15 protein-coding genes and 1 tRNA gene are annotated in these 18570 nt (G+C 70.8%); 9 read left to right on the forward strand and 7 right to left on the reverse strand.

Annotated elements, in window-relative coordinates; translation table 11 throughout:
• Nucleotides 1-191: 191 nt before the first annotated feature.
• From HEB94_RS08975 to HEB94_RS08990, 4 genes are all read left to right on the forward strand, one after another.
• Nucleotides 192-275 (forward strand) — tRNA-Leu (locus HEB94_RS08975).
• Between the two features lie 151 nt (nt 276-426).
• Nucleotides 427-1863, forward strand: a complete 1437-nt coding sequence (locus HEB94_RS08980; protein ID WP_192749464.1) for an amidase — start codon at nt 427-429, stop codon at nt 1861-1863.
• A gap of 38 nt (nt 1864-1901) precedes the next feature.
• Nucleotides 1902-2837 carry a beta-ketoacyl-ACP synthase III gene (locus HEB94_RS08985; protein ID WP_192749465.1) on the forward strand — a complete coding sequence of 312 codons (936 nt, stop codon included), beginning with the start codon at nt 1902-1904 and terminating at the stop codon, nt 2835-2837.
• Between the two features lie 155 nt (nt 2838-2992).
• Nucleotides 2993-3571, forward strand: coding sequence for a VOC family protein (locus HEB94_RS08990; RefSeq protein WP_192749466.1), 579 nt, complete (start codon nt 2993-2995; stop codon nt 3569-3571).
• A gap of 19 nt (nt 3572-3590) precedes the next feature.
• Here HEB94_RS08990 and HEB94_RS52360 read toward each other — a convergent pair whose 3' ends face one another.
• Both HEB94_RS52360 and pdxR read right to left on the reverse strand, forming a co-directional pair.
• On the reverse strand, nt 3591-4034 hold the full coding sequence (locus HEB94_RS52360) for a MarR family transcriptional regulator (protein WP_192749467.1): 444 nt from the start codon (nt 4032-4034) through the stop codon (nt 3591-3593).
• A 47-nt stretch (nt 4035-4081) separates the two neighbouring features.
• Nucleotides 4082-5596, reverse strand: a complete 1515-nt coding sequence (gene pdxR / locus HEB94_RS09000) for a MocR-like pyridoxine biosynthesis transcription factor PdxR (RefSeq protein WP_192749468.1) — start codon at nt 5594-5596, stop codon at nt 4082-4084.
• A 243-nt stretch (nt 5597-5839) separates the two neighbouring features.
• On the opposite strand from pdxR, the gene HEB94_RS09005 reads away from it, so the two are divergent.
• From HEB94_RS09005 to HEB94_RS09020, 4 genes are all read left to right on the forward strand, one after another.
• Nucleotides 5840-6769 (forward strand): ABC transporter ATP-binding protein, encoded by a 930-nt coding sequence (locus HEB94_RS09005; protein ID WP_238361470.1) that lies wholly within the window; start codon nt 5840-5842, stop codon nt 6767-6769.
• An 18-nt stretch (nt 6770-6787) separates the two neighbouring features.
• Complete coding sequence (locus HEB94_RS09010) at nt 6788-7522, forward strand: ABC transporter permease (RefSeq protein WP_192749469.1); 735 nt, start codon at nt 6788-6790, stop codon at nt 7520-7522.
• 145 nt (nt 7523-7667) lie between these two features.
• On the forward strand, nt 7668-9044 hold the full coding sequence (locus tag HEB94_RS09015; RefSeq protein WP_202896237.1) for a sensor histidine kinase: 1377 nt from the start codon (nt 7668-7670) through the stop codon (nt 9042-9044).
• Entirely contained in the window at nt 9041-9709 is a 669-nt protein-coding gene (locus HEB94_RS09020) for a response regulator (protein ID WP_192749470.1), read from the forward strand. Before HEB94_RS09015 ends, HEB94_RS09020 begins: the two co-directional genes overlap by 4 nt.
• Nucleotides 9710-9820: 111 nt before the next feature.
• Here the strand turns inward: HEB94_RS09020 and HEB94_RS09025 are convergent, their stop codons facing one another.
• The 5 genes from HEB94_RS09025 to HEB94_RS09045 form a co-directional block, all read right to left on the reverse strand.
• Nucleotides 9821-10987, reverse strand: a complete 1167-nt coding sequence (locus HEB94_RS09025) for an NAD(P)-binding protein (protein ID WP_192749471.1) — start codon at nt 10985-10987, stop codon at nt 9821-9823.
• 111 nt (nt 10988-11098) lie between these two features.
• Nucleotides 11099-12037 carry an RNA polymerase sigma-70 factor gene (locus HEB94_RS09030; protein WP_192749472.1) on the reverse strand — a complete coding sequence of 313 codons (939 nt, stop codon included), beginning with the start codon at nt 12035-12037 and terminating at the stop codon, nt 11099-11101.
• Between the two features lie 131 nt (nt 12038-12168).
• Nucleotides 12169-13815, reverse strand: a complete 1647-nt coding sequence (locus tag HEB94_RS09035; RefSeq protein ID WP_192749473.1) for an extracellular solute-binding protein — start codon at nt 13813-13815, stop codon at nt 12169-12171.
• A 357-nt stretch (nt 13816-14172) separates the two neighbouring features.
• Nucleotides 14173-14940: a GNAT family N-acetyltransferase gene (locus HEB94_RS53425; protein WP_192749474.1), complete on the reverse strand. Its 768-nt coding sequence runs from the start codon at nt 14938-14940 to the stop codon at nt 14173-14175.
• Between the two features lie 383 nt (nt 14941-15323).
• The gene (locus tag HEB94_RS09045; RefSeq protein WP_192749475.1) at nt 15324-17690 is read right to left on the reverse strand and encodes an esterase-like activity of phytase family protein; all 2367 of its coding nucleotides are present in this window, start codon (nt 17688-17690) and stop codon (nt 15324-15326) included.
• 345 nt (nt 17691-18035) lie between these two features.
• On the opposite strand from HEB94_RS09045, the gene HEB94_RS09050 reads away from it, so the two are divergent.
• Nucleotides 18036-18524 (forward strand): glutathione peroxidase, encoded by a 489-nt coding sequence (locus HEB94_RS09050; protein ID WP_192749476.1) that lies wholly within the window; start codon nt 18036-18038, stop codon nt 18522-18524.
• Nucleotides 18525-18570: the final 46 nt, after the last annotated feature.

The raw sequence follows: 18570 nt of genomic DNA on the forward strand, positions 1-18570 counted from the left end.
CGATCGTAACTGTCGTTCCAGGGTGGAGCGGAGTCCAACCACCTCTTGCCCTCAGAACTCCGTGCGGTGCCCGGATCGTGCCCGGCGCCCGCGCGGTACCTCGGTGCACCCAGTGTGGCGAGCTGGCGACTCGGTCGCCAGTGGGCTCGTGCTAGCCTCTAGGCGCTCCAGATCCCTGGAGTGCAGTGCGCGCGCGAGTGGCGGAATAGGCAGACGCGCAGGATTCAGGTTCCTGTGCCCGCAAGGGCGTGGGGGTTCAACTCCCCCCTCGCGCACCCGATCAAGGCTCCTTCACCTCCCGGGATTCCTCCCAGGAGGGTTCTCCAAGCTTCACCTCCCCGTTCGAGGGCCCTGGCCAGCACTCCGCTGGCCGGTGCGGCTTCATGTGTCTCGCTCTCCCTCAGGAGGATGTGGCACTGTTGAGCAATGACGGAGTCGCGGGTGGGAGCTGAGGCGGGTCCGCCTTCTTCGAGTTCACCATCACCAGCCTCACCATCACCAGCCTCACCATCACCAGCCCCACCCTCGACAGGTTCCCCGTCCGCGGGTTCTTCGACCTCGGGTTCCCTGTCTTCGAGTCGGCGCGCGGTCGACGAGCTCCCCGGTGCCGGTGAGCACGTCGAGTTCGTCGAACACCTCCTCGCCCGTATCGAGGCCGTCGACCCCGACCTGCACGCCTTCGTCGCCGAGCCCGACCGGGCCGGGCGGCTGCGCGACGAGGTCTCCTCGCTCGCCCGCCGCTGGCCCGTTCCCGACAGCCGGCCGGGTCTGTACGGCGTACCTGTCGGCGTCAAGGACGTCTTCCACGCCGACGGACTCCCCACACACGGCGGGTCCCAGCTTCCGGCCGAGGTGCTCACCGGGCCACAGGCCTCGGCGGTGACCCGGCTGCGCGAGGCGGGTGCGGTCGTCGCCGGAAAGACCGTCACCGCCGAGTTCGCCTTCATGGCGCCGGGGCCCACCCGCAACCCGCACCGGCTCGGCCACACGCCAGGTGGTTCCAGCAGCGGTTCCGCCGCGGCGGTGGCTGCCGGCCTGGTTCCCCTGGCACTGGGCACGCAGACCGTCGGCTCGGTGGTCCGACCTGCGGCCTACTGCGGGATCGTCGGGTTCAAGCCGAGCTACGGCCGGATCCCCGCCGACGGGCTGATCGCCAACGCGCCGACCTTCGACACGGTCGGGGTCCTCACCCCGGACGTCGCCGGTGCGGTGCGCGCCGCCGCCGTGCTCCTCGACGACTGGGACGTGCGGACCCACGCCGAGCAGGCAGGGGGGCGTCCCGTCCTCGGCGTACCCGAGGGGCCCTACCTCGGCCAGGCGACACCGGAGGCGCTCGCCGCCTTCGCCGCCCAGGTGGCCCGGCTCGAGGCGGCCGGTTACGCCGTACGCCGTGTCCGGCTCCTCGCCGACATCGACGCCGTCAACGAGCGCAACACCCTGATCAACCTGGTCGAACTCGCCCGCTCGCACGAGCCGCTGTTCGCGAAGTACGCCGACAGCTACAACGAGGTCAGCGCGACGGCGATCCGGCAGGGCGAGCGGATCCCCACCGCCGACTACGCCCGCGCCCTGGACGAACGGGCCACCTACGCCTCCGACCTGGTCGGCGTGATGGAGACCGAACACATCGACGCGTGGATCGCGCCGTCGGCGACCGGCCCGGCCCCCGAAGGCCTCGCCACGACCGGCAGCCCCCTGATGAACCTCCCCTGGACCCAGGCCCGGCTCCCCGTGGTCGGTGTCCCCGCCGGACTCGTCGCCGGGCTCCCGGTCGGGCTCCAGTGTGTCGCCCGGCCTGGTGAGGACGAGCGGTTGCTCGCCTGGGCCGGCGCCATCGAGGCCACGTTGGGCGAACGGCAATGACGGGAACAACACCTGTGACCCGACAGCAAAGGACTCCCATGACCGGTTCGCAGATCGTCGCGATGGGCCACTACCAGCCCGCGAAGGTGCTCACCAACGACGACATCGCCGCGTTGGTCGACACCAACGACGCCTGGATCCAGAGCCGGGTGGGCATCCGTACCCGGCACATCGCGGAGACCGAGACGGTCGACGAGATGGCGGCCTTCGCCGGGGAGAAGGCCCTGTCGGCCAGCGGCCTCACGGCAGGCGACGTCGACCTCGTCGTGGTCGCCACCTGTACGGCGGTCGACCGGTCGCCGAGCATGGCCGCCCGGGTCGCCGCCCGGCTCGGAGTGCGCTCGCCGGCTGCCTACGACATCAACACCGCCTGCTCGGGGTTCTGCTACGGCCTCGCCACCGCCGACCACGCGATCCGGGCCGGCGCGGCGAGTACCGCACTCGTCATCGCCTCCGAGAAGCTCTCCGAGGTCACCGACTGGACCGACCGCTCGACCTGCATCCTGGTCGGTGACGGTGCCGGAGCCGCCGTCGTGACCGGCTCCGACGAACCCCGCATCGGACCCGTCGTGTGGGGGTCGGAGCCGGAGATGGGCGACGCCGTACGCATCGAGGGAACCCCTGCCGTCTTCAGCCAGGAGGGCCAGTCGGTCTTCCGGTGGGCGACCACCGCGCTGGCGCCGATCGCCCGCCAGGTGTGCGAGCGCGCCGGCGTCGACCCGGCCGACCTCGCGGCCGTCGTACCCCACCAGGCCAACCTGCGGATCATCGAGCCGTTCGTCCGCCAGCTCGGCGCGACCAACGCCATCCTCGCCCGTGACCTGGTCGAGTCCGGCAACACCTCCGCGGCGAGTGTGCCGCTCGCACTGTCGAAGCTCCTCGAGCGTGGGGAGATCCCCTCGGGCGCGCCGGTCCTGCTCTTCGGGTTCGGCGGTGGCCTCGCCTACGCCGGTCAGGTGATCCGCTGCCCGTAGCGCGTCCCCCGGCACGCGGGTGCGCGCGTCGCCCGGTCGGTGTGCTGGCCGACCCGCGACGGGTGATGAGCGGGGGAGGCCGGCGTTAAGGTCCGATTCCACCGAGGATCTGACCGCGGAGCCGGCCGCCGCGGGCGAGCGTAAGGGGTGTTGACGTGACCCACGTTGGTGCATTCCGATCGACGTCGAGCGACGCGCACGTGACGGGCTACTGTTCCCTTCGGCTGCCGGTACGCGATCTTGTGCGGTCGACCGACTTCTACTGCGATGTGGTCGGCTACGAACGAAGCGGCCCGAGCGCCGAGTTCGAGTCGTTCATCTGGCCGGCCGCGGGGGCGGGCCCCTGGCTCTACCTCATGAAGGCGACCGAGAGCGAATTTCGCCACCTTCACTGGGAGCAGTGGGGCGATCTGCATGCGCCCTTCGAAATGTTCGTCGACGACCTACCTGCGCTCCAGCAACGCCTGGAACGGGCAGGGGCCAAGATTCACAGCGAAGCCCATGTCAAGGGCGGGTACCTGACGATGGGTTTCTTCGATCCGGACGGCCACTATCTGTTCGCCGTCGACCGCCGCGGCCGCTACTTCGGTATGAAGTCGCAGATCGAGGAGCTCCTGGGACGAGCGTTTTCGGAACGGGAAGCCGATCGACTGCAGCTCGCCTGCGCCGTGACGGCCGCACACGATGAGATGGATGTGGTGCAGTCCATCCTCTCTGACCTGCGCCGCCGCTAGCGGTCCTGGTCCAGCGGGGTCACGAGCTGAGGTTGGCCCGGATCTGGGTCAGAGCCTCCAGTAACTGCCGACGCTGGGCGTCACCGAGGCCGGCGAGCGCCCGGTCGGACAGGGCACGCATCTCGGCGTCGAGGATCGTGCGCAGCGTGCGTCCGCGCTCGGTGAGGTGGATGCGCACCAGCCGCCGATCGTGCAGGTCGGGCTCGCGGGTGACCAGCCCGGCCGCCTCCATCCGGATCGCGGCCCGGGTCACCGTGGGGGTGGCCAGGCCGAGCCGGCGGGCGAGCTCACCCGGCGCGAGCCCGTCCTCCTCCCAGAGCGCCATGAGAAGGAACTGCTGACCGTCGCGGACGCCGTGCCGGCGGTAGGAGACGTCGGCGGCTTCGGCGAGGGCCCGCTTCGTCGCCCAGAAGACAGCCTGGAACCCGTCGGTCGGCCACTGGCTCGGCGTCTCCTCGCTCACGGCGCCATTGTCCTCCACGCTGGGTTCCCCGGTCAGCGCCGGACGGCTCAGTCCAGAGCGGAGGCCGGCTCCCGGGTGCCCGCGGTCCGGATCGTCTCCTCGGCGCCGACCGTCGACGCCGCTGCCGACGCTGTCGACGCCGCCGCTGCCGCCCTCAGCGCGGCGGCGAGCCGCTCGACGGCGGGGACGACCGCGCTGTCGGGCAGGTTGCCGTACCCGAGGACCAGCGCCGGAGTGGCCGGATCCGGCCGCATCCGGTAGCCGTCCAGGTCGGCGACCCGGACGCCGTGCGTCTCGGCGCGGGCCACCACGGCGGCCGCCGGGACGGCCGGGACCAGCCGCAGGACGAGGTGTAGTCCGGCCGCCGCGCCGGACAGCGTGCACCCGGGCAGGTTGGCCTCGAGGGCGGAGACGAGCGCGTCGCGGCGGTGCCGGTACCGCTGCCGGGCGGCGCGCAGGTGCCGGTCGTAGCCACCCACCTCGACGAACGCGGCGAGCGCGAGTTGGTCGAGCACCGGCGGACCGGCCGGCGCGCGTTCCGGCGCGGCGCGCAGGGCGTGCGTCCAGCGCCCGGGCGTCACCATCCAGCCGATCCCGAGGGCGGGTGACAGCGTCTTGGACAGGGAACCGAACAGCGCGACCCGGTCCGGGTCCGCGCCCTGCAGGGTTCCGACCGGCCGCCGGTCGTAGCGGAACTCGGCGTCGTAGTCGTCCTCGAGCACCACGCCGTCGACGTCACGGGCCCAGGCGAGCAGGGCGGCGCGGCGTTCGGGCCCGAGCACCACACCGGTGGGGAACTGGTGGGCCGGCGTGACCAGTGCAGCGCGTACGTCGGTCCGGCGTACCAGCTCCTCCACCCGCAGGCCGTGGTCGTCGACCGGGATGCCGACGGGTTCGAGGCCGACTCGCTCCAGTGCCTGCCGCAGCCGCGTCCAGCCCGGGTCCTCGACCGCGATCCGGGTGTGGCCCTCGGCGCGCAGGACGCGGCCGAGCTGGGTCACGCCGTCGGTGACTCCGGTGGTGACCGCGACCTCCGTGGCCGTCGTGTGGGTGCCCCGGCAGCGTCGCAGGTAGTCGGTGAGCATGTCGCGCAGCCGTTCGGTGCCGCCGAGCGGTGGATAGCCGAGTTGGTCGTAGGGCATGGTCGACAGCTGGGCGCGGATCGCCTCCGCCCAGCGGCGGCGCGGGAAGGCCCGCAGGTCGGGGAGTCCGGGAGCGAGGTCGTAGGGCGTCGGTGTGGGCGGCGTCGACGGTGCCGCCGTGGTGGCCCGGCCGCGGGGTGGTTCGGAACGTTCCACGGCCCGAACGACGGTGGCCGACCCCGTCCTGGCGGTGAGGTAGCCCTCGGCGACGAGTTGCTCGTAGGCCTGGGTGACGACCCATCGCGAACAGCCGAGATCGAGCGCCAGCGTCCGGCTCGGAGGGAGCGCGCTGCCCGGGCCGAGTCGCCCCGAGCGGATGGCCTGGCGCAGAGCGCGGGACAGGCGCTCGTGGAGCGGGCCGGTGCCCTGTTCGATGTCCAGCAGGGTGTCCCAGGCGAGTTTGGCTCGGGGAGGCGGCACGTTGCCGGATCGTACGCGCGGGCCAATTCACCAGCCAACCCGGCGACCACGTCGCGGGCGGCCTGCGCCGACAGGCGTCCGCTCGACGTTCCTGTCAACCGATCGGTGGATGGGTGGACACCGTTCGACGGAGCCCGACATCCACCCGCGCAGCTGCCGATGAGCGCCGTTCGGGCGATCCGCCGAGGCCCTGTCCAGACCGAGACTGGACAGGGCCGCGGGACGTGTCGACGGATCGCGGGAATGACGAGAGAACGGACGAACATGCCGGTCATCGAGGTGACGGAGCTACACAAGGCCTACGGCGAGAAGGTCGCCGTGGACGACGTGTCGTTGACGGTCGAGCAGGGCGAGATCTTCGGGATCCTCGGTCCCAACGGCGCCGGGAAGACCACGACGGTCGAATGCGTCGCGGGCCTGCGGCACCCCGACAGCGGCGAGATCCGGGTGCTCGGACTGGACCCGCGACACGACCGGGAGGAGCTGCGGAACCGGCTCGGCTGCCAGTTGCAGGAGAGCGAGCTGCCCGGCCAGCTCAGGGTGGCGGAGGCGCTGGAGCTGTACAGCTCCTTCTACCGCAACCCCGCCGACTGGCGGTCCCTGATGGCCGACCTCGGGCTCACCGAGAAGCGCGACACCCCCTTCAAGAAGCTCTCCGGCGGGCAGAAGCAGCGCCTGTCCATCGCCCTGGCCCTGGTCGGCAACCCCGAGATCGCCGTCCTCGACGAGCTGACCACCGGACTGGACCCACAGGCCCGGCGCGACACCTGGAACCTGATCGAGCAGATCCGGGTGCGCGGCGTCACGATCCTGCTGGTCACCCACTTCATGGAGGAGGCGGAGCGGCTCTGTGACCGCCTCGCGGTGATCGACTCCGGCCGGGTCGTGGCCGTCGACACCCCCGCGGGCCTGGTGGCCCTGGTGAACGACGAGCAGCGGATCAGGTTCCGCCCGTCGGTTCCGGTGTCCGACGAGCTGTTCACCGATCTGCCCGAGGTGAGTGACGTGACCCGGGCCGGCAACCACATCACGATCACCGGCACCGGAAACGTGCTGGCCGCGGTGACCTCGGTGCTCGCCCGCAACCAGGTCGTCGCCCTCGAACTCCGGGTCGATCAGGCCAGCCTCGACGACGCGTTCGTCGAGCTGACCGGTCGCAGCCTGAACGCCTGAACCCAGGAGAAGGAACTCATGACCGCTCTTGCCAAACTGACCGCCGTCGAGGCGAAGCTGTTCCTCCGGGAGGGCGCGACGGCCTTCTTCGGCATCGCCTTCCCCTCACTTCTTCTCGTCGTCCTCGGGCTCATCCCGGCCCTGCGCGAGTCCAGCAAGGACTTCGGTGGCCTGCGTTTCATCGACATCTTCGTCCCGTCGCTGGTCGTCCTGACCCTGGCGGTCCTGGCGGTGAACACGATGCCTACCCGCCTCACGACCTACCGGGAGAAGGGGATCCTGCGCCGCCTGTCGACCACGCCGGTCCACCCCGGCAAGCTGCTCACCGCGCAGGTGCTGATCAACTGCGTGGCGGCGCTGGTGGCCATCGCACTGTTGGTCGCGGTGGGCAGGATCGTCTTCGACGTTCCTCTGCCCCACCACCTGTTCGGCTTCGTGGCTGCCGTGGTCGTCGGCGGCGGGTCGATGTTCGCCCTGGGCCTGCTGGCCGCGGCGACGGCGCCCACGGCCAGGTCGGTGGCCCTGATCGCGCTTCCGATCTATTTCGTCTGCATGTTCTTCGGCGGGGTGTTCCTTCCCCGGATCATGCTGCCGGACCTGGTTGTCACGATCGGCTCCTACACTCCGCCGGGGGTGCAGGCGCTCCAGGACGCCTGGACGGGCGCCGGTCCGCAGCCTCTGCAGCTGGTGATAATGGCGGCGGTCGCCGCGGCCGCGGGCCTGGTCGCCGCCCGGATCTTCCGCTGGGAGTGAGAGCGCGACCAGCGGAACGTCGAAGGAACCGGAGTACGTGGACGGACTGAGCGGGCTGATCGGCCCAGGTGGATCGAGTGGACCGGGTGGACCGGGTGGAGTGGCGGGGGGACCGCCCGGCCCGGGTGGACCGAACGGAGTGGACATGGGCTGCACCGTGGGAGGCACACCGGTGCCTGGAACGGGTATCCCGCCGCAGGGGCCGCCCAAGCTCCCCCTCGGGGCGCCGACGCCGCCCCGCCGAAGCCGGCTGGCGAGGAGGCTGGCCGCCTTCGAGAACATGGAGCAGCCCGCCTACGCGGCGATCCCCTACTTCCTCCTCGTCTTCTCGATCATCGCCACTCTGCTCCAGACGGGCGGATCCGTGCCGCTGCCCGTCCTCGGGTTCACCCTCCTGACCGCGGCGTGGATCTTCTTCCTGGTGACCATCCGCCCGCACCGGGTCCGCAGGCCAGTCTGGGGCCTGGTCTACTACGCGGGCCTGATCCTGCTGACCGGCATCCTGGTCGTTATCGCCCCATGGTTCGGGATCTTCGCCTGGCTCGGATACCTGCACGGCCTGATGTTCCTCACCGGGCGGTGGCGGTTCGCCGGTGTCGTGGCGACGGCGGTCGTGAACGCGATGTCCCAGGTCGGAGGCGGCGTTCCGCGGTTCGACGGGACCTACCTGGCGGGGTTCGCGGCGCTCTTCGTGGTCAATCTGGGTCTCGCCGGGACGCTCTCCTACTTCGCCCTGGCGGCCGAACGCCAGAACGAGGAGCGCGTGACGACCATCACCGAGCTGGCCGAGACCAACCGGAAACTCCAGGAGGCGATGGCCGAGAACGCCGGTCTCCACGCGCAGCTGCTCGCGCAGGCACGCGAGGCCGGCATCCTGGACGAGCGGCAGCGGATGGCCCGCGAGATCCACGACACCCTCGCCCAGGGGTTGACCGGGATCATCACCCAGCTCCAGGCCGCCCAGCAGGCCGGGTACGAAGGTGTCGGCTGGCAGCGCCACATCGACAACGCGACCCACCTGGCCCGGGAGAGCCTGTCGGAGGCGCGGCGTTCGGTCCAGGCGATCCGGCCCGAGGCGCTGGAGACCGCCCGGCTCCCGGAGGCGCTCGCCGAGGTGGCCGAACGTTGGTCGGGCCGCAACTCCGTCGTCGCCGAGGTCACCACCACCGGCACGCCCAGACCGCTGCACCCCGAGGTGGAGATGGCCCTGTTGCGGACCGCGCAGGAGGCGTTGGCCAACGTCGCCAAGCATGCGCAGGCCTCCCGGGTCGGTCTCACCCTCTCCTACATGGAGGACGTCGTGACCCTGGACGTACGAGACGACGGTGTGGGCTTCGTGCCCGACCGTTCGAACCAGACCGGACCCGTCGGGCCGAACGGCGCGGACGGGCACTTCGGCCTGACCACGATGCGCCAGCGGGTGCAGCGGCTGGCCGGACACTTCGAGATCGAGTCCGAGCCCGGCGGCGGCACCGCCCTGTCGGCCGTCGTCCCGGCGATCGCGGCGCGAGGTGCCGAGTGAGCGACCCAGGGGGGAACGCCGGCACCGAGCCGATCCGGTTGCTCATCGTCGACGACCATCCGGTCGTGCGTGACGGACTGGACGGCATGTTCAGCGGCGACCCGCGTTTCGAGGTGCTCGGCCAGGCCGCCGACGGTTCCCAGGCCGTGAGCCGGGTGGAGGCGCTTCGGCCCGACGTCGTGCTGATGGACCTGCGGATGCCGGTCATGGACGGCGTCACCGCCATCTCGCATCTGGTGGAGCGGAAGCTGCCGGTGCGCGTCCTGGTCCTCACGACCTACGACACCGACAGCGACGTGGTGGCCGCGATCGAGGCCGGTGCGACCGGCTACCTCCTCAAGGACGCGCCACGGGAGGAGCTGTTCCGCGCGGTGATCGCCGCCGCGCGCGGCGAGGCGGTGCTCTCCCCGGCGGTGGCGACCCGGCTGCTCGGCCAGGTACGCCAACCGGCGCGGGAACCACTCAGCCAACGGGAGCTGAAGGTGCTCGGGTTGATCGCCCGCGGCTCCACCAACCGCGAGGCCGCGGCGCGACTGTTCATCAGCGAGGCCACCGTCAAGACCCATCTGCTGCACATCTACGCCAAGCTCGGCGTCAACGACCGCGCCGCGGCCGTGGCGACCGCCTTCGAACGGGGACTCCTCACCCCCGGCCGGGGTGCCTGACGGCCGGGGTGCCTGACGGCCGGGGTGCCTGACGGCCGGGGTGCCTGACGGCCGGGGTGCTTGACGCCGGAACGCTTCGGCGCCGGCACCCCACGCCGGTCCTTGCCTCGTTCAGGCGGCGGCCAGCACTCTCGGTGCCGGCGCGCCGGCGGCCAGATGCGCGGCCTGCCGCGCACTCGCCAAGGTCACCTCACTCAGCAGTCCCGGTGCGGCCACCTGGTCACCGACGAGGTAGATGCCCTCGCCGCGGTCGATGGCCGGCCGGTCCCGCCAGGTCGTGCCCGGCAGGTCGAGCGCGCCGGTCCGACCCAGCGCGACGGCGCTGCGGTGCCAGGTCTTCCGCTCGCGCCAGTCCGGCAGGGCCAGGTCGAGCATCGCCTCCAGCCGAACCAGCGCCGCCTGCTTGGACTCGCCCGCCGGAGCGGGCATGTGCGCCTGGATCAGGGAGTGTCCCTCCGGCGCGACCGTCGGGTCGGGGCTGCTGAAGCGCTCCAGGAAGCCGGCCTCGTCCAGGTCGAAGACGAGGTAGGCGTCACCCGGATGCCGACGGACGCCGAGGTCGAGCAGCGTGGTCCGGCCGCTCTCCCAGGTCAGCGACGGGTCGCCCAGCAGCCGTCCGGCCGCCTCGAGCGAGGTCGCCACGATCACCGGGGTCGTGGTCGGCAGGGTGTCGACCCGGGCGCCGGTCTCGATCCGGACGCCGACCTTGCGGGCGTGGGCGGCGAGTCGGTCGACACCCGCCTGCCAGCCGCCGACGACGTACCGGGAAGCGGGATACCCGGGCCGGCTGACCCGCAGGAACCGCTCCCAGACGAACGCCGCGGAGAGCCGGCCCGGATCGGCGTCGAACGCCACCACCCCCATCATCCTGGCGATCGCCCGCGCCGCCTCCGCCCCGAACATCCTGCTCGCCCACGAGGTGAAGTCCTGGTCGACCGGAGCGCGCAGTCGCCGCCTGGTCGCCGGCCCGGCGACCGCCCGTGGCGGCAGGGCCCGCAGTCGCCCGCCGTGCCGGAACCGCAGCCGGCGCACCTCACCGAGCGGAACCCGCCGGGCCGGGGTGACGAGGCCGCGTTCGACCAGCCACGACCAGTGCGGCCCGTCGCAGTAGAAGACGTGCGGGCCGTCGTTCGCGACGTAGGGGCCCTGCGTGGAACGCGCCCGGCCGCCCAGGGTCCGGTGCGCCTCGAACAACTCGACCTGCGCCCCGGCCTCCGCCGCGGCCACGGCGGCGACCAGGCCACCGAGCCCTCCGCCGATCACTGTCACCTTCGTCATGGTGGTCCCTCTCGTCCGTTTCGGTCGGGGACCGCGCGGTGCGGTCGTCACGGGCACGACGAGGAAGACCGCCCGGCCGTGACATCGCGTGCTCCCGCGCCGACGTGACCGTCACCACAGGTCGATCGGGACACCCACCTCGGAGACGTCGTCCAGCGCGGTCAGCTTCTCCGGGTTGGCGAGGAGATGGATCCGGGTGATCGTCGTGCCGCTGACGTCGAGCGCGATGACGGTGTTGGGCTCGCCGTGTGAGGTGACGACCAACGCCACCTGGCCGTTGACGGTAGCGAGGTAGGCGCGCGCCTCCGGCGGCGGCTGCTGCGCGATGCTGGCGAGGAACCGGGCCACCTTGTCGGCACCGAGAATGAGGCGCCGGGGTGCCTTCTGCACACCGCCACCGTCGCTGTGCAGGGCCACGTCGGGAGCGAGTAGCCGCATGAGTCCCTCGACGTCGCCGGATCCGCACGCGGCCAGGAACCGCTGGGTCGCGTCCCGCTGCGTCGTCTGGTCGGCGTCGAACCGCGGCCGCCGCGCCTCCACGTGCTGCCGGGCCCGCCTCGCGAGCTGGCGTACGGCGTCCTCGGCCCGGCCGATCACCTCGCCGATCTCGGCGTAGGAGAAGCCGAACGCCTCCCGCAGGACGAACACGGCCCGCTCCAGCGGCGACAGGGTCTCCAGGACCACGAGCATCGCGAACGACACCGAGTCGGCGAGCGCGACGTCGTCCGCGATGTCCGGCGTGGTGAGGATGGGCTCCGGCAGCCAGGGCCCGACGTAGGTCTCGCGCCGGTGCTGGGCGCTGCGGAGCCGGTCGACGGCCAGCCGGGTCACGACCCGGATGAGGTAGGCGCGGGTGTCGAGCACCTCGGCGTGGTCGACCTCCCGCCACCGCAGCCACGCGTCCTGGACGACGTCCTCGGCGTCGGCGGCCCGTCCGAGCACGCGGTAGGCGACCCCGAAGAGCAGGTCACGCTCGGCGTCGAAGGCTGCCGTCGGATCCTGGTCGGCACCGGACCGTGCCGCCTGCTGGTCGCCCTGTCGTCCGGCCATGGTCGTCTCCCGCCGTCCCTCGCCCCGAGGCCTCGGTCGTGCACCTGCGGAAGCACACATCTACCAGACGCGGGGGCCCTGGGACACCAGGAGCCGCCGAACCCTACGACGTCGACCCTCCCGGCGGACCGTCAGTGGAACTCCGCGTAGGACTCCTCGTACTCCTTCTTGATCTGGTCCCCGCCGTTGCGCTTCCACTCCTTGACGCCCTCGTCCCAGGCCGACATCGGCTTGCGTCCCTGGAAGACGTCGGACCGCACGTCGGTCAGCTTCTCGTCGATCTGGCCGCCCTTGCTGCCCTGGCTGTCGGAGTACAACCCGACGGTGGGGTTACGGACCAGGACCTCGTTGGCGCGGCCCTGGTAGGCGTGCCAGGTCTTCACCGCCTCGGGCTGGCCGGGCAGGTAGAGCACGTACGGCGCGTCGACGATGTAGCCGGTCGGAAGCTGGATCTCGAGCTTCGCCTTCGGTGTGGGTACGGGGTCGGAACCCTTGAGCGTGTAGTGGACGTCGGGCAGGCCGTACTTGCGGAACATGTACTCCTGGGTGCCGAACGGCGCGGCCATCCAGTTGGCGAGCCGCAGCACTTCCTCGATGCGGGCCTTGCTGCCCTGCTTCAGTGCGGCCACTCCGAACGACGGACCGCCACCGGCGTGCGAACCCGGGCCACCGTCGAAGCCGGGCGCGACGATCCCGTCCACCTTCATCTTCGGGTTCACCGCGACGTAGGTCGTGACGAATCCGGGCCAGGCGGAGTAGCCGTCGAAGTTGACGACGATCTCGCCGCCGCCGTACCACTCCTTGCGCTTCACGGTCTCCGCGGTGAAGGTGTCCGGGTGGAAGAGACCTTCCTTGAGCATCGACGTGACGGTCTCGATCGCCTTCCGCATCTCCTCCGACTCGTTGGCGGAGGTGAAGATGCCGTTCTTCTCCGTCCAGCCGTTGGGCAGGTGCAGCATCGCGCGGATGAAGTTGGCAGCGCCGTGGGCGTCACCGAGCGCCCACCGGTTCTCCTTCGGGTCGGTCACCGCCTTGCAGAGTTCGTGGAACTCCTCGAAGCTTTCCGGCTGGGCGGTCAGCCCGTGTTCCTCGATGATGTCCTGGCGGACGAAATTGCAGCCGCCGGTGAGCGCCCGCGGCATCGGGAGACCGAAAATGCCGCCGTTGTAGAGCGTGGCCCGCCAGGAGTCGGTGGGCAGGTTGGCGAGGAACGGATACTTCTTCACGGCATCGCCGGAGAGGAACTCCGTGAGGTCCTGGAACTTCGCGGCCAGCAACTCCGGACGGTGCGGCGCGGCGCCCGCGACGAGCGCGATGTCAGGCAGGTCGTCGCTGGCCATGATGACCGAGAACTTGTCGGTGTACTCGGCGTCGGGGACCATCGAGAAACTGATGTCGAACCCGGTGCGCTTGTTGAGTTCCTGCCAGTAGGTGTTCTTGCCCACCCCCGGCGGAATCGGCGCGTACATCGTGCCGAGCGTGCTGATCTTCCCGTTCTTTCCCGGCTTTCCCTCATACGCCTGGACGGGATTCTCCGGATAGGCGAGGAAGCCCGGCACGATGCCGTCGGCCGTACCCGGCAGGTCGGCCTGCACTCCCTTGTACTCCACGTACGTGGGGAGTTTCACCGCCGCCGTGCGCTTCGCGACGTCCTTCGACTTCTGCGCGGTCGACCCGTCACCACAGGCGGCGAGAGTCGAGCCGGAAAGACCGGCCAACGCGATGGCTCCACCGACCTGCTGGAGAAAGCGGCGGCGATCGACCATGGGACTGTCCATCGGGGCTTTCCTTCCACACCATTGGGTAAGCGCTCTCCGAGTGATCTACCAGGGTCCGGGCCACTGTGCGGCCATGTCAAGGACTGCCTCCGGACCGTGTCCGGCCACTTCTTCGGCGCGGTGTGGAACGGTTCAGACGTGGGTCAGTCGGCGAACCGCTTCGACGACACTCGCCCGCTGGACTGCGAGATCGCCGCTTCCTTGTGCTGAGAGCGCCGCGGTGGCGTTGGGCCAGGCCTGCACCAGCGCCATGACGAAGAGCAGCAGCGCCGTCGTTGAACGAAGCCCCAGCGCCTACCCGCCACCGAATTCAGCTGGCTGAAAGGGGTGGGGCGGCCGAGGCCGCCCCACCTTCACTCAGCTTTCGAGTGCCATGTAGAGGCGGGTTCCCCGGGGCTGGTAGCCGAGGGATTCATAGATCCGGCGCGATCCGTCGCCGGAGAACTCGAGCCACACCGACCGCGCACCCTGGGCGAACATCGCCTCGGTCACGGAGGCGGTGACGGCGGCGGCGATGCCTCGGCGGCGGTGGGCCGGTCGGGTGCCCACGCCGGCCAGTTCCGTGGTGCCCACGGCGGGCGCGGAGCAGGAGGCCGCGCCGGCGCAGGTGCCGTCGTCAGCACGGACGAACCGGACCGCTCCGCCGGCCTCCTGCAAACGCCGCAGCCGCGCCGCACCCTCCGGGGAGGAGGCGAACTCGCCGGAGAACGCTTCGGACAGGGCGCCGTCGATCGAGGTGTAGTCCTTGTCGGTGGAAGGGATCTCCACGAGCGGCCCGGGCACCGAACCGTCGACGGCGCGCGGCATCGCGAGCGTCGCCGGGGTGCAGACGAGGTACTCGTGGACTTCCTCGACGCTGAATCCCGCCGCTCGTAGCGCGGGCTCCACGGTGGGTGCGGTGTCGGGTGCGAACTCCAGTCGCGGTTTGAGGCCGCGCTCGCGGAACGCCTCGATCAGGGCCGAGACGTCCCGGCCCGTCGGCTCGGCGCCGGGCACTGGGGTCGCGTAGTTGATGAAGGGACTGGTCGTACTGGGGTCGAACCCCGCCACGAAGATCGCGGTCTCGACGACCACGGGACGGCGGCGGAGGTTGGCGACGGCGAAGCTCTGGACGTTGGTGTCCACGGTTGTGTTGACCTCACGGGAAGACGTCGTGAAAGGGACGGCGGTGCGTCGAAGGCACCGCATCGTGGGGCCGCCGTGAGGGCCTGGGACTGGTGACGCTGCTCTGGTGACTCGGTGGTGCTGGTGGTGGTGAGCAGACCACTCAGTGCCGACGGCGGCCGCTGTGGGACGCCGAGATCATTGGCTTTCGTTCCTCTGTGTCTTGCCCGGCTGTCGCCTGGGCACTGCAGGTGGAGGGTGCCCGCGCAAGGCAGGACGGCGGCAACTGTCTCACGACGGCGCGCGGGTTCGCAACAGACCTCACAACAGACCGCTGGCCGGGCCCCTGGTGTCAGGGACCCGGCCAGCGGTGGGTACGGCGTCAGATGTCGCCAAGCGGCGGTTTACTGCTTGCCGAAAACCTTCTTGCTCGAACCAAGGTGCAGGAACACGGTCTCACCGGTGGCGTCCTTGAGGGCGTCGTTGTCGCTGATCGCGTAGACCTCACCGTCGCCGGCGACGGTGAGCCCTTCGAGCTTCTCCTGGGTCCAGCCGTTCGTGGCGCGCAGGTCCGGCAGGACGTCGTACGCCAGGGTCTTCGGCAGCACCTTCACCGGTCCGCGCCTCGCGGCGACCGTCGGCATCTCAACCGTGTAGACACGCTTGATCTTCGCGGCCGGACCGTTCAGCTTGTCCCGTTCGATGACGGCGAGCTTGTCACCGACCACCGTGATCTCCGACAGGCCGATCCAGTCACCGGGCGTGGTGGTGCTGCCGAGCTGGTAGCCGTAGAAGCTCCACAGACGCGTGGTGACGTCGTAGCGCGCGAGCCGGACGATGCCGGTCCCGTCGCCGGTCACCTCGCGCTGCAGCGCCGCCCAGACGACCTCGCGGCCGTGGTCGGTGGTGGCGGTGACGCCCTCGAAGCCCCACTTGTCCAGGCCGGCGGCCACGTCGGCGGGGAGGGTGACGACCTGCTGGGTCACGCCCTTGTCGTCGAGCCGGACCAGCTTGTTCTCGGCGCCGGTCGCGCCCTCGACACCGAGCCAGAAGCCACCCTGCGGGCGGGCGTAGATGCCTTCGGCGTCGTAGCCGACCGGGTTGCCGTCGGCGTCGCGGACGGTCAGCTCCTTGTTGATGACCGCCGGAGCCTTCCTCGGGTCGATGGTGAGGATCCGGGTGGGCGAGTACGCGGCGTCGGTGGCGGTGTAGAGCAGGTGCTTGTCACCGGGTACGGCAGACAGCGCGCCGAGCGCACCCCAGCCGATCGGGGCGCCGGACTTGTCGTCGGCGGAGACGATGGTCGGGAACGCCGGGGTGCCCTTGCCCAGACGGTAGAGCGAGACGGAGGCGCGCACGTTGACCGAGGCGTCGTCCTCCTCGCTGGAGACTGCGAACAGGTCGCGCGACGGGATCGGCAGCAGCCCCTCGGGCCCGTTCGTGGCGGGCAGGACCTGCTTGAAGACCGGCTTGGTCGGCCGGGTCATGTCGTAGACCGCGATGAAGTTGCTGCGCTCGGAGCCCACGAAGGCGTACCGCGTACCGTCGAACTCCGCGATCGCCAGACCCTCGGGCTCGGTGCCCTTCTTGTCCGCGCGGTCCTCGTTGAAGAAGCCGTAGCGGACGGCGAGGCGCTCGAAGGTGTTGCCCGCGTCCCAGGCCACCTTCCCGGTCTTGCTGTCGAAGACGGTCCAGCCGCGGGTGCCGCCGTGCCAGTCACCCTCGTTGGCGGTCGCGAGGTAGCGGTTGTCGATCCAACCGATCGCGTCGGGCTCGCGGGGGACGTCCTTGATCGAACCGGTCAGGTCGATCTTGCCGTCGTTCTCGGTGTCGATACCGCTCACCGACGCGGTGCCGGCGCTGAAGACGTCGTCGATCCGGCCGGTCCGCAGGTCGATCAGGGCGACGCCGTTGTTCTCCTGCAGCGTCACCGCGAGCTGGTCGCGGCTGTTGATGGAGACGTACTCCGGCTCCGGGTCGGTCGGCTCGGCGAGGCCGGCGTCGACCAGGGCGGGCAGCGCGCGTCCGTCCCTCTTGGTCAGCGGTACGGCACGGGTACGCCACTGCGCGGGCGTCTTCCCGGTCAGGTCGACGATCTGCACGAAGCCGGCGGGGGCCTGGGGCAGGTCGCCCTCCTCGCCGCCGGGCGGCGTGGCCTCCTCGTCGCGCTCGTTCTCGATCGCGATCGCGGCGTAGCGCTTGTCGTGGCTGATCGCGATGGAGTCCGGCTGGCCGCCGAGGTCGAAGCTCGCCACCCGCTCGCGGTCGCGCAGCCGGATGACGTCCATCCGGCCGGAGGGGTTGGTGTAGCTGTCGCTGGTGTTGACCACGACCAGGACGTAGGAGCCGACCACCGAAACCGACGTCGGCTCGTCCTCGGCGTCGCCGAGTTCCTTCAGCGACAGCGTGCCGAGGCCGCGGGGCTTGTCGGCGTCGGAGATGTCGAGGAAGCCGATCCGCCGGGACAACGCGTCGGTGTAGATCAGGGTGCGGCCGTCCGGGCTGACGGTCGAGATCTCCGCCACCGTGGGGGTGGCCGGGTCCTCACCGGTCGGGCGGTTCTGGAAGACGGGGTAGGTGGCGGTGCGGTCGAAGGCCGTCGCCCGCCCGTGGCCGCCGGAGTTGTGGCCGGCGTTGTGACCGCTGGTGTCCTGGCCGCCCGAGTGGTGGCTGTCGCGCGCCTGCGCGGCGTTCGCCGTGCCCGCGGTGGCGGCGCCGGTGGCGGCCACGGCCGCGACGGCGAGGGCGGCGAACGTTTTGCGTGCCTGCATTCAGTTCTCCAGTTGCTGTTGGTTCCTCGGCGGATGGTCGCACCGACGGGCGAGCGAGAACCGGCACCGGGATGAACAGTCGGCGAAGATCACCCGAGCTGAACGAGACCGTCGGGCGGCGGGGACATGATCGGCACGCGGCACGACCAGGCACAGCACTCTTCGTGTTCGTCGACCCCCTGACCGGCCGGTCGAGGAGGGCGACGCGCCCGTCGCGGAGGTGGCCGCTGGCCACAGGGAATGTCGGTTCGCCGATCCGGCGTTGCCAGCATCGGGCCCGCAGCGTCGCCGGGGGATCGGGCGGAGTTTGATGAGGGAAGCACTCACCCGAGGAAAGGACCACGCGTGAGCATCTACGAGAGCCCCGTTCGTACGCTGGCCGGCGAGCCCGGTTCGCTCGGCGACCTCGCCGGTCGCACCCTGCTCGTCGTCAACGTCGCGTCGAAGTGCGGTCTCACCCCGCAGTACACCGGTCTGGAGCGCCTGCACGAGAAGTACGCCGACCGCGGCTTCTCCGTGGTGGGTTTCCCGTGCAACCAGTTCGGCGGGCAGGAACCCGGGAGCGCGGAGGAGATCCAGGAGTTCTGCTCGACGACCTACGGCGTGACGTTCCCGATGTACGAGAAGGTGGAGGTCAACGGCCCCGGCCGGCACGCGATCTACACCGAGCTGACCGCCGTACCCGACGCCGACGGCGAGGCCGGTGACATCCAGTGGAACTTCGAGAAGTTCCTCGTCTCCGGCGACGGCGAGATCGTCGGCCGCTTCCGCCCCCGCACCGACCCCGAGGACCCGGCGCTCGTCGCGGCGATCGAGGAACAACTGGCGCGCTGAGAACGCGGTACGCCGCGCCCCGGCCGGACGACACCTTGGACGACTC

This window comes from Actinopolymorpha pittospori (genome assembly GCF_014873875.1).
GTDB classification, from domain to species: Bacteria; Actinomycetota; Actinomycetes; order Propionibacteriales; family Actinopolymorphaceae; genus Actinopolymorpha; species Actinopolymorpha pittospori.

Excerpts from the sequence above, each read along its gene's own strand:
- HEB94_RS08980 (WP_192749464.1), top strand. The coding sequence starts at position 427 with ATGACGGAGTCGCGGGTGGGAGCTGAGGCGGGTCCGCCTTCTTCGAGT.
- HEB94_RS08985 (WP_192749465.1), top strand. The coding sequence starts at position 1,902 with ATGACCGGTTCGCAGATCGTCGCGATGGGCCACTACCAGCCCGCGAAG.
- HEB94_RS09005 (WP_238361470.1), top strand. The coding sequence starts at position 5,840 with ATGACGAGAGAACGGACGAACATGCCGGTCATCGAGGTGACGGAGCTA.
- HEB94_RS09010 (WP_192749469.1), top strand. The coding sequence starts at position 6,788 with ATGACCGCTCTTGCCAAACTGACCGCCGTCGAGGCGAAGCTGTTCCTC.
- HEB94_RS09015 (WP_202896237.1), top strand. The coding sequence starts at position 7,668 with ATGGGCTGCACCGTGGGAGGCACACCGGTGCCTGGAACGGGTATCCCG.
- HEB94_RS09025 (WP_192749471.1), bottom strand. The coding sequence starts at position 10,987 with ATGACGAAGGTGACAGTGATCGGCGGAGGGCTCGGTGGCCTGGTCGCC.
- HEB94_RS09030 (WP_192749472.1), bottom strand. The coding sequence starts at position 12,037 with ATGGCCGGACGACAGGGCGACCAGCAGGCGGCACGGTCCGGTGCCGAC.
- HEB94_RS09035 (WP_192749473.1), bottom strand. The coding sequence starts at position 13,815 with ATGGACAGTCCCATGGTCGATCGCCGCCGCTTTCTCCAGCAGGTCGGT.
- HEB94_RS09045 (WP_192749475.1), bottom strand. The coding sequence starts at position 17,690 with ATGCAGGCACGCAAAACGTTCGCCGCCCTCGCCGTCGCGGCCGTGGCC.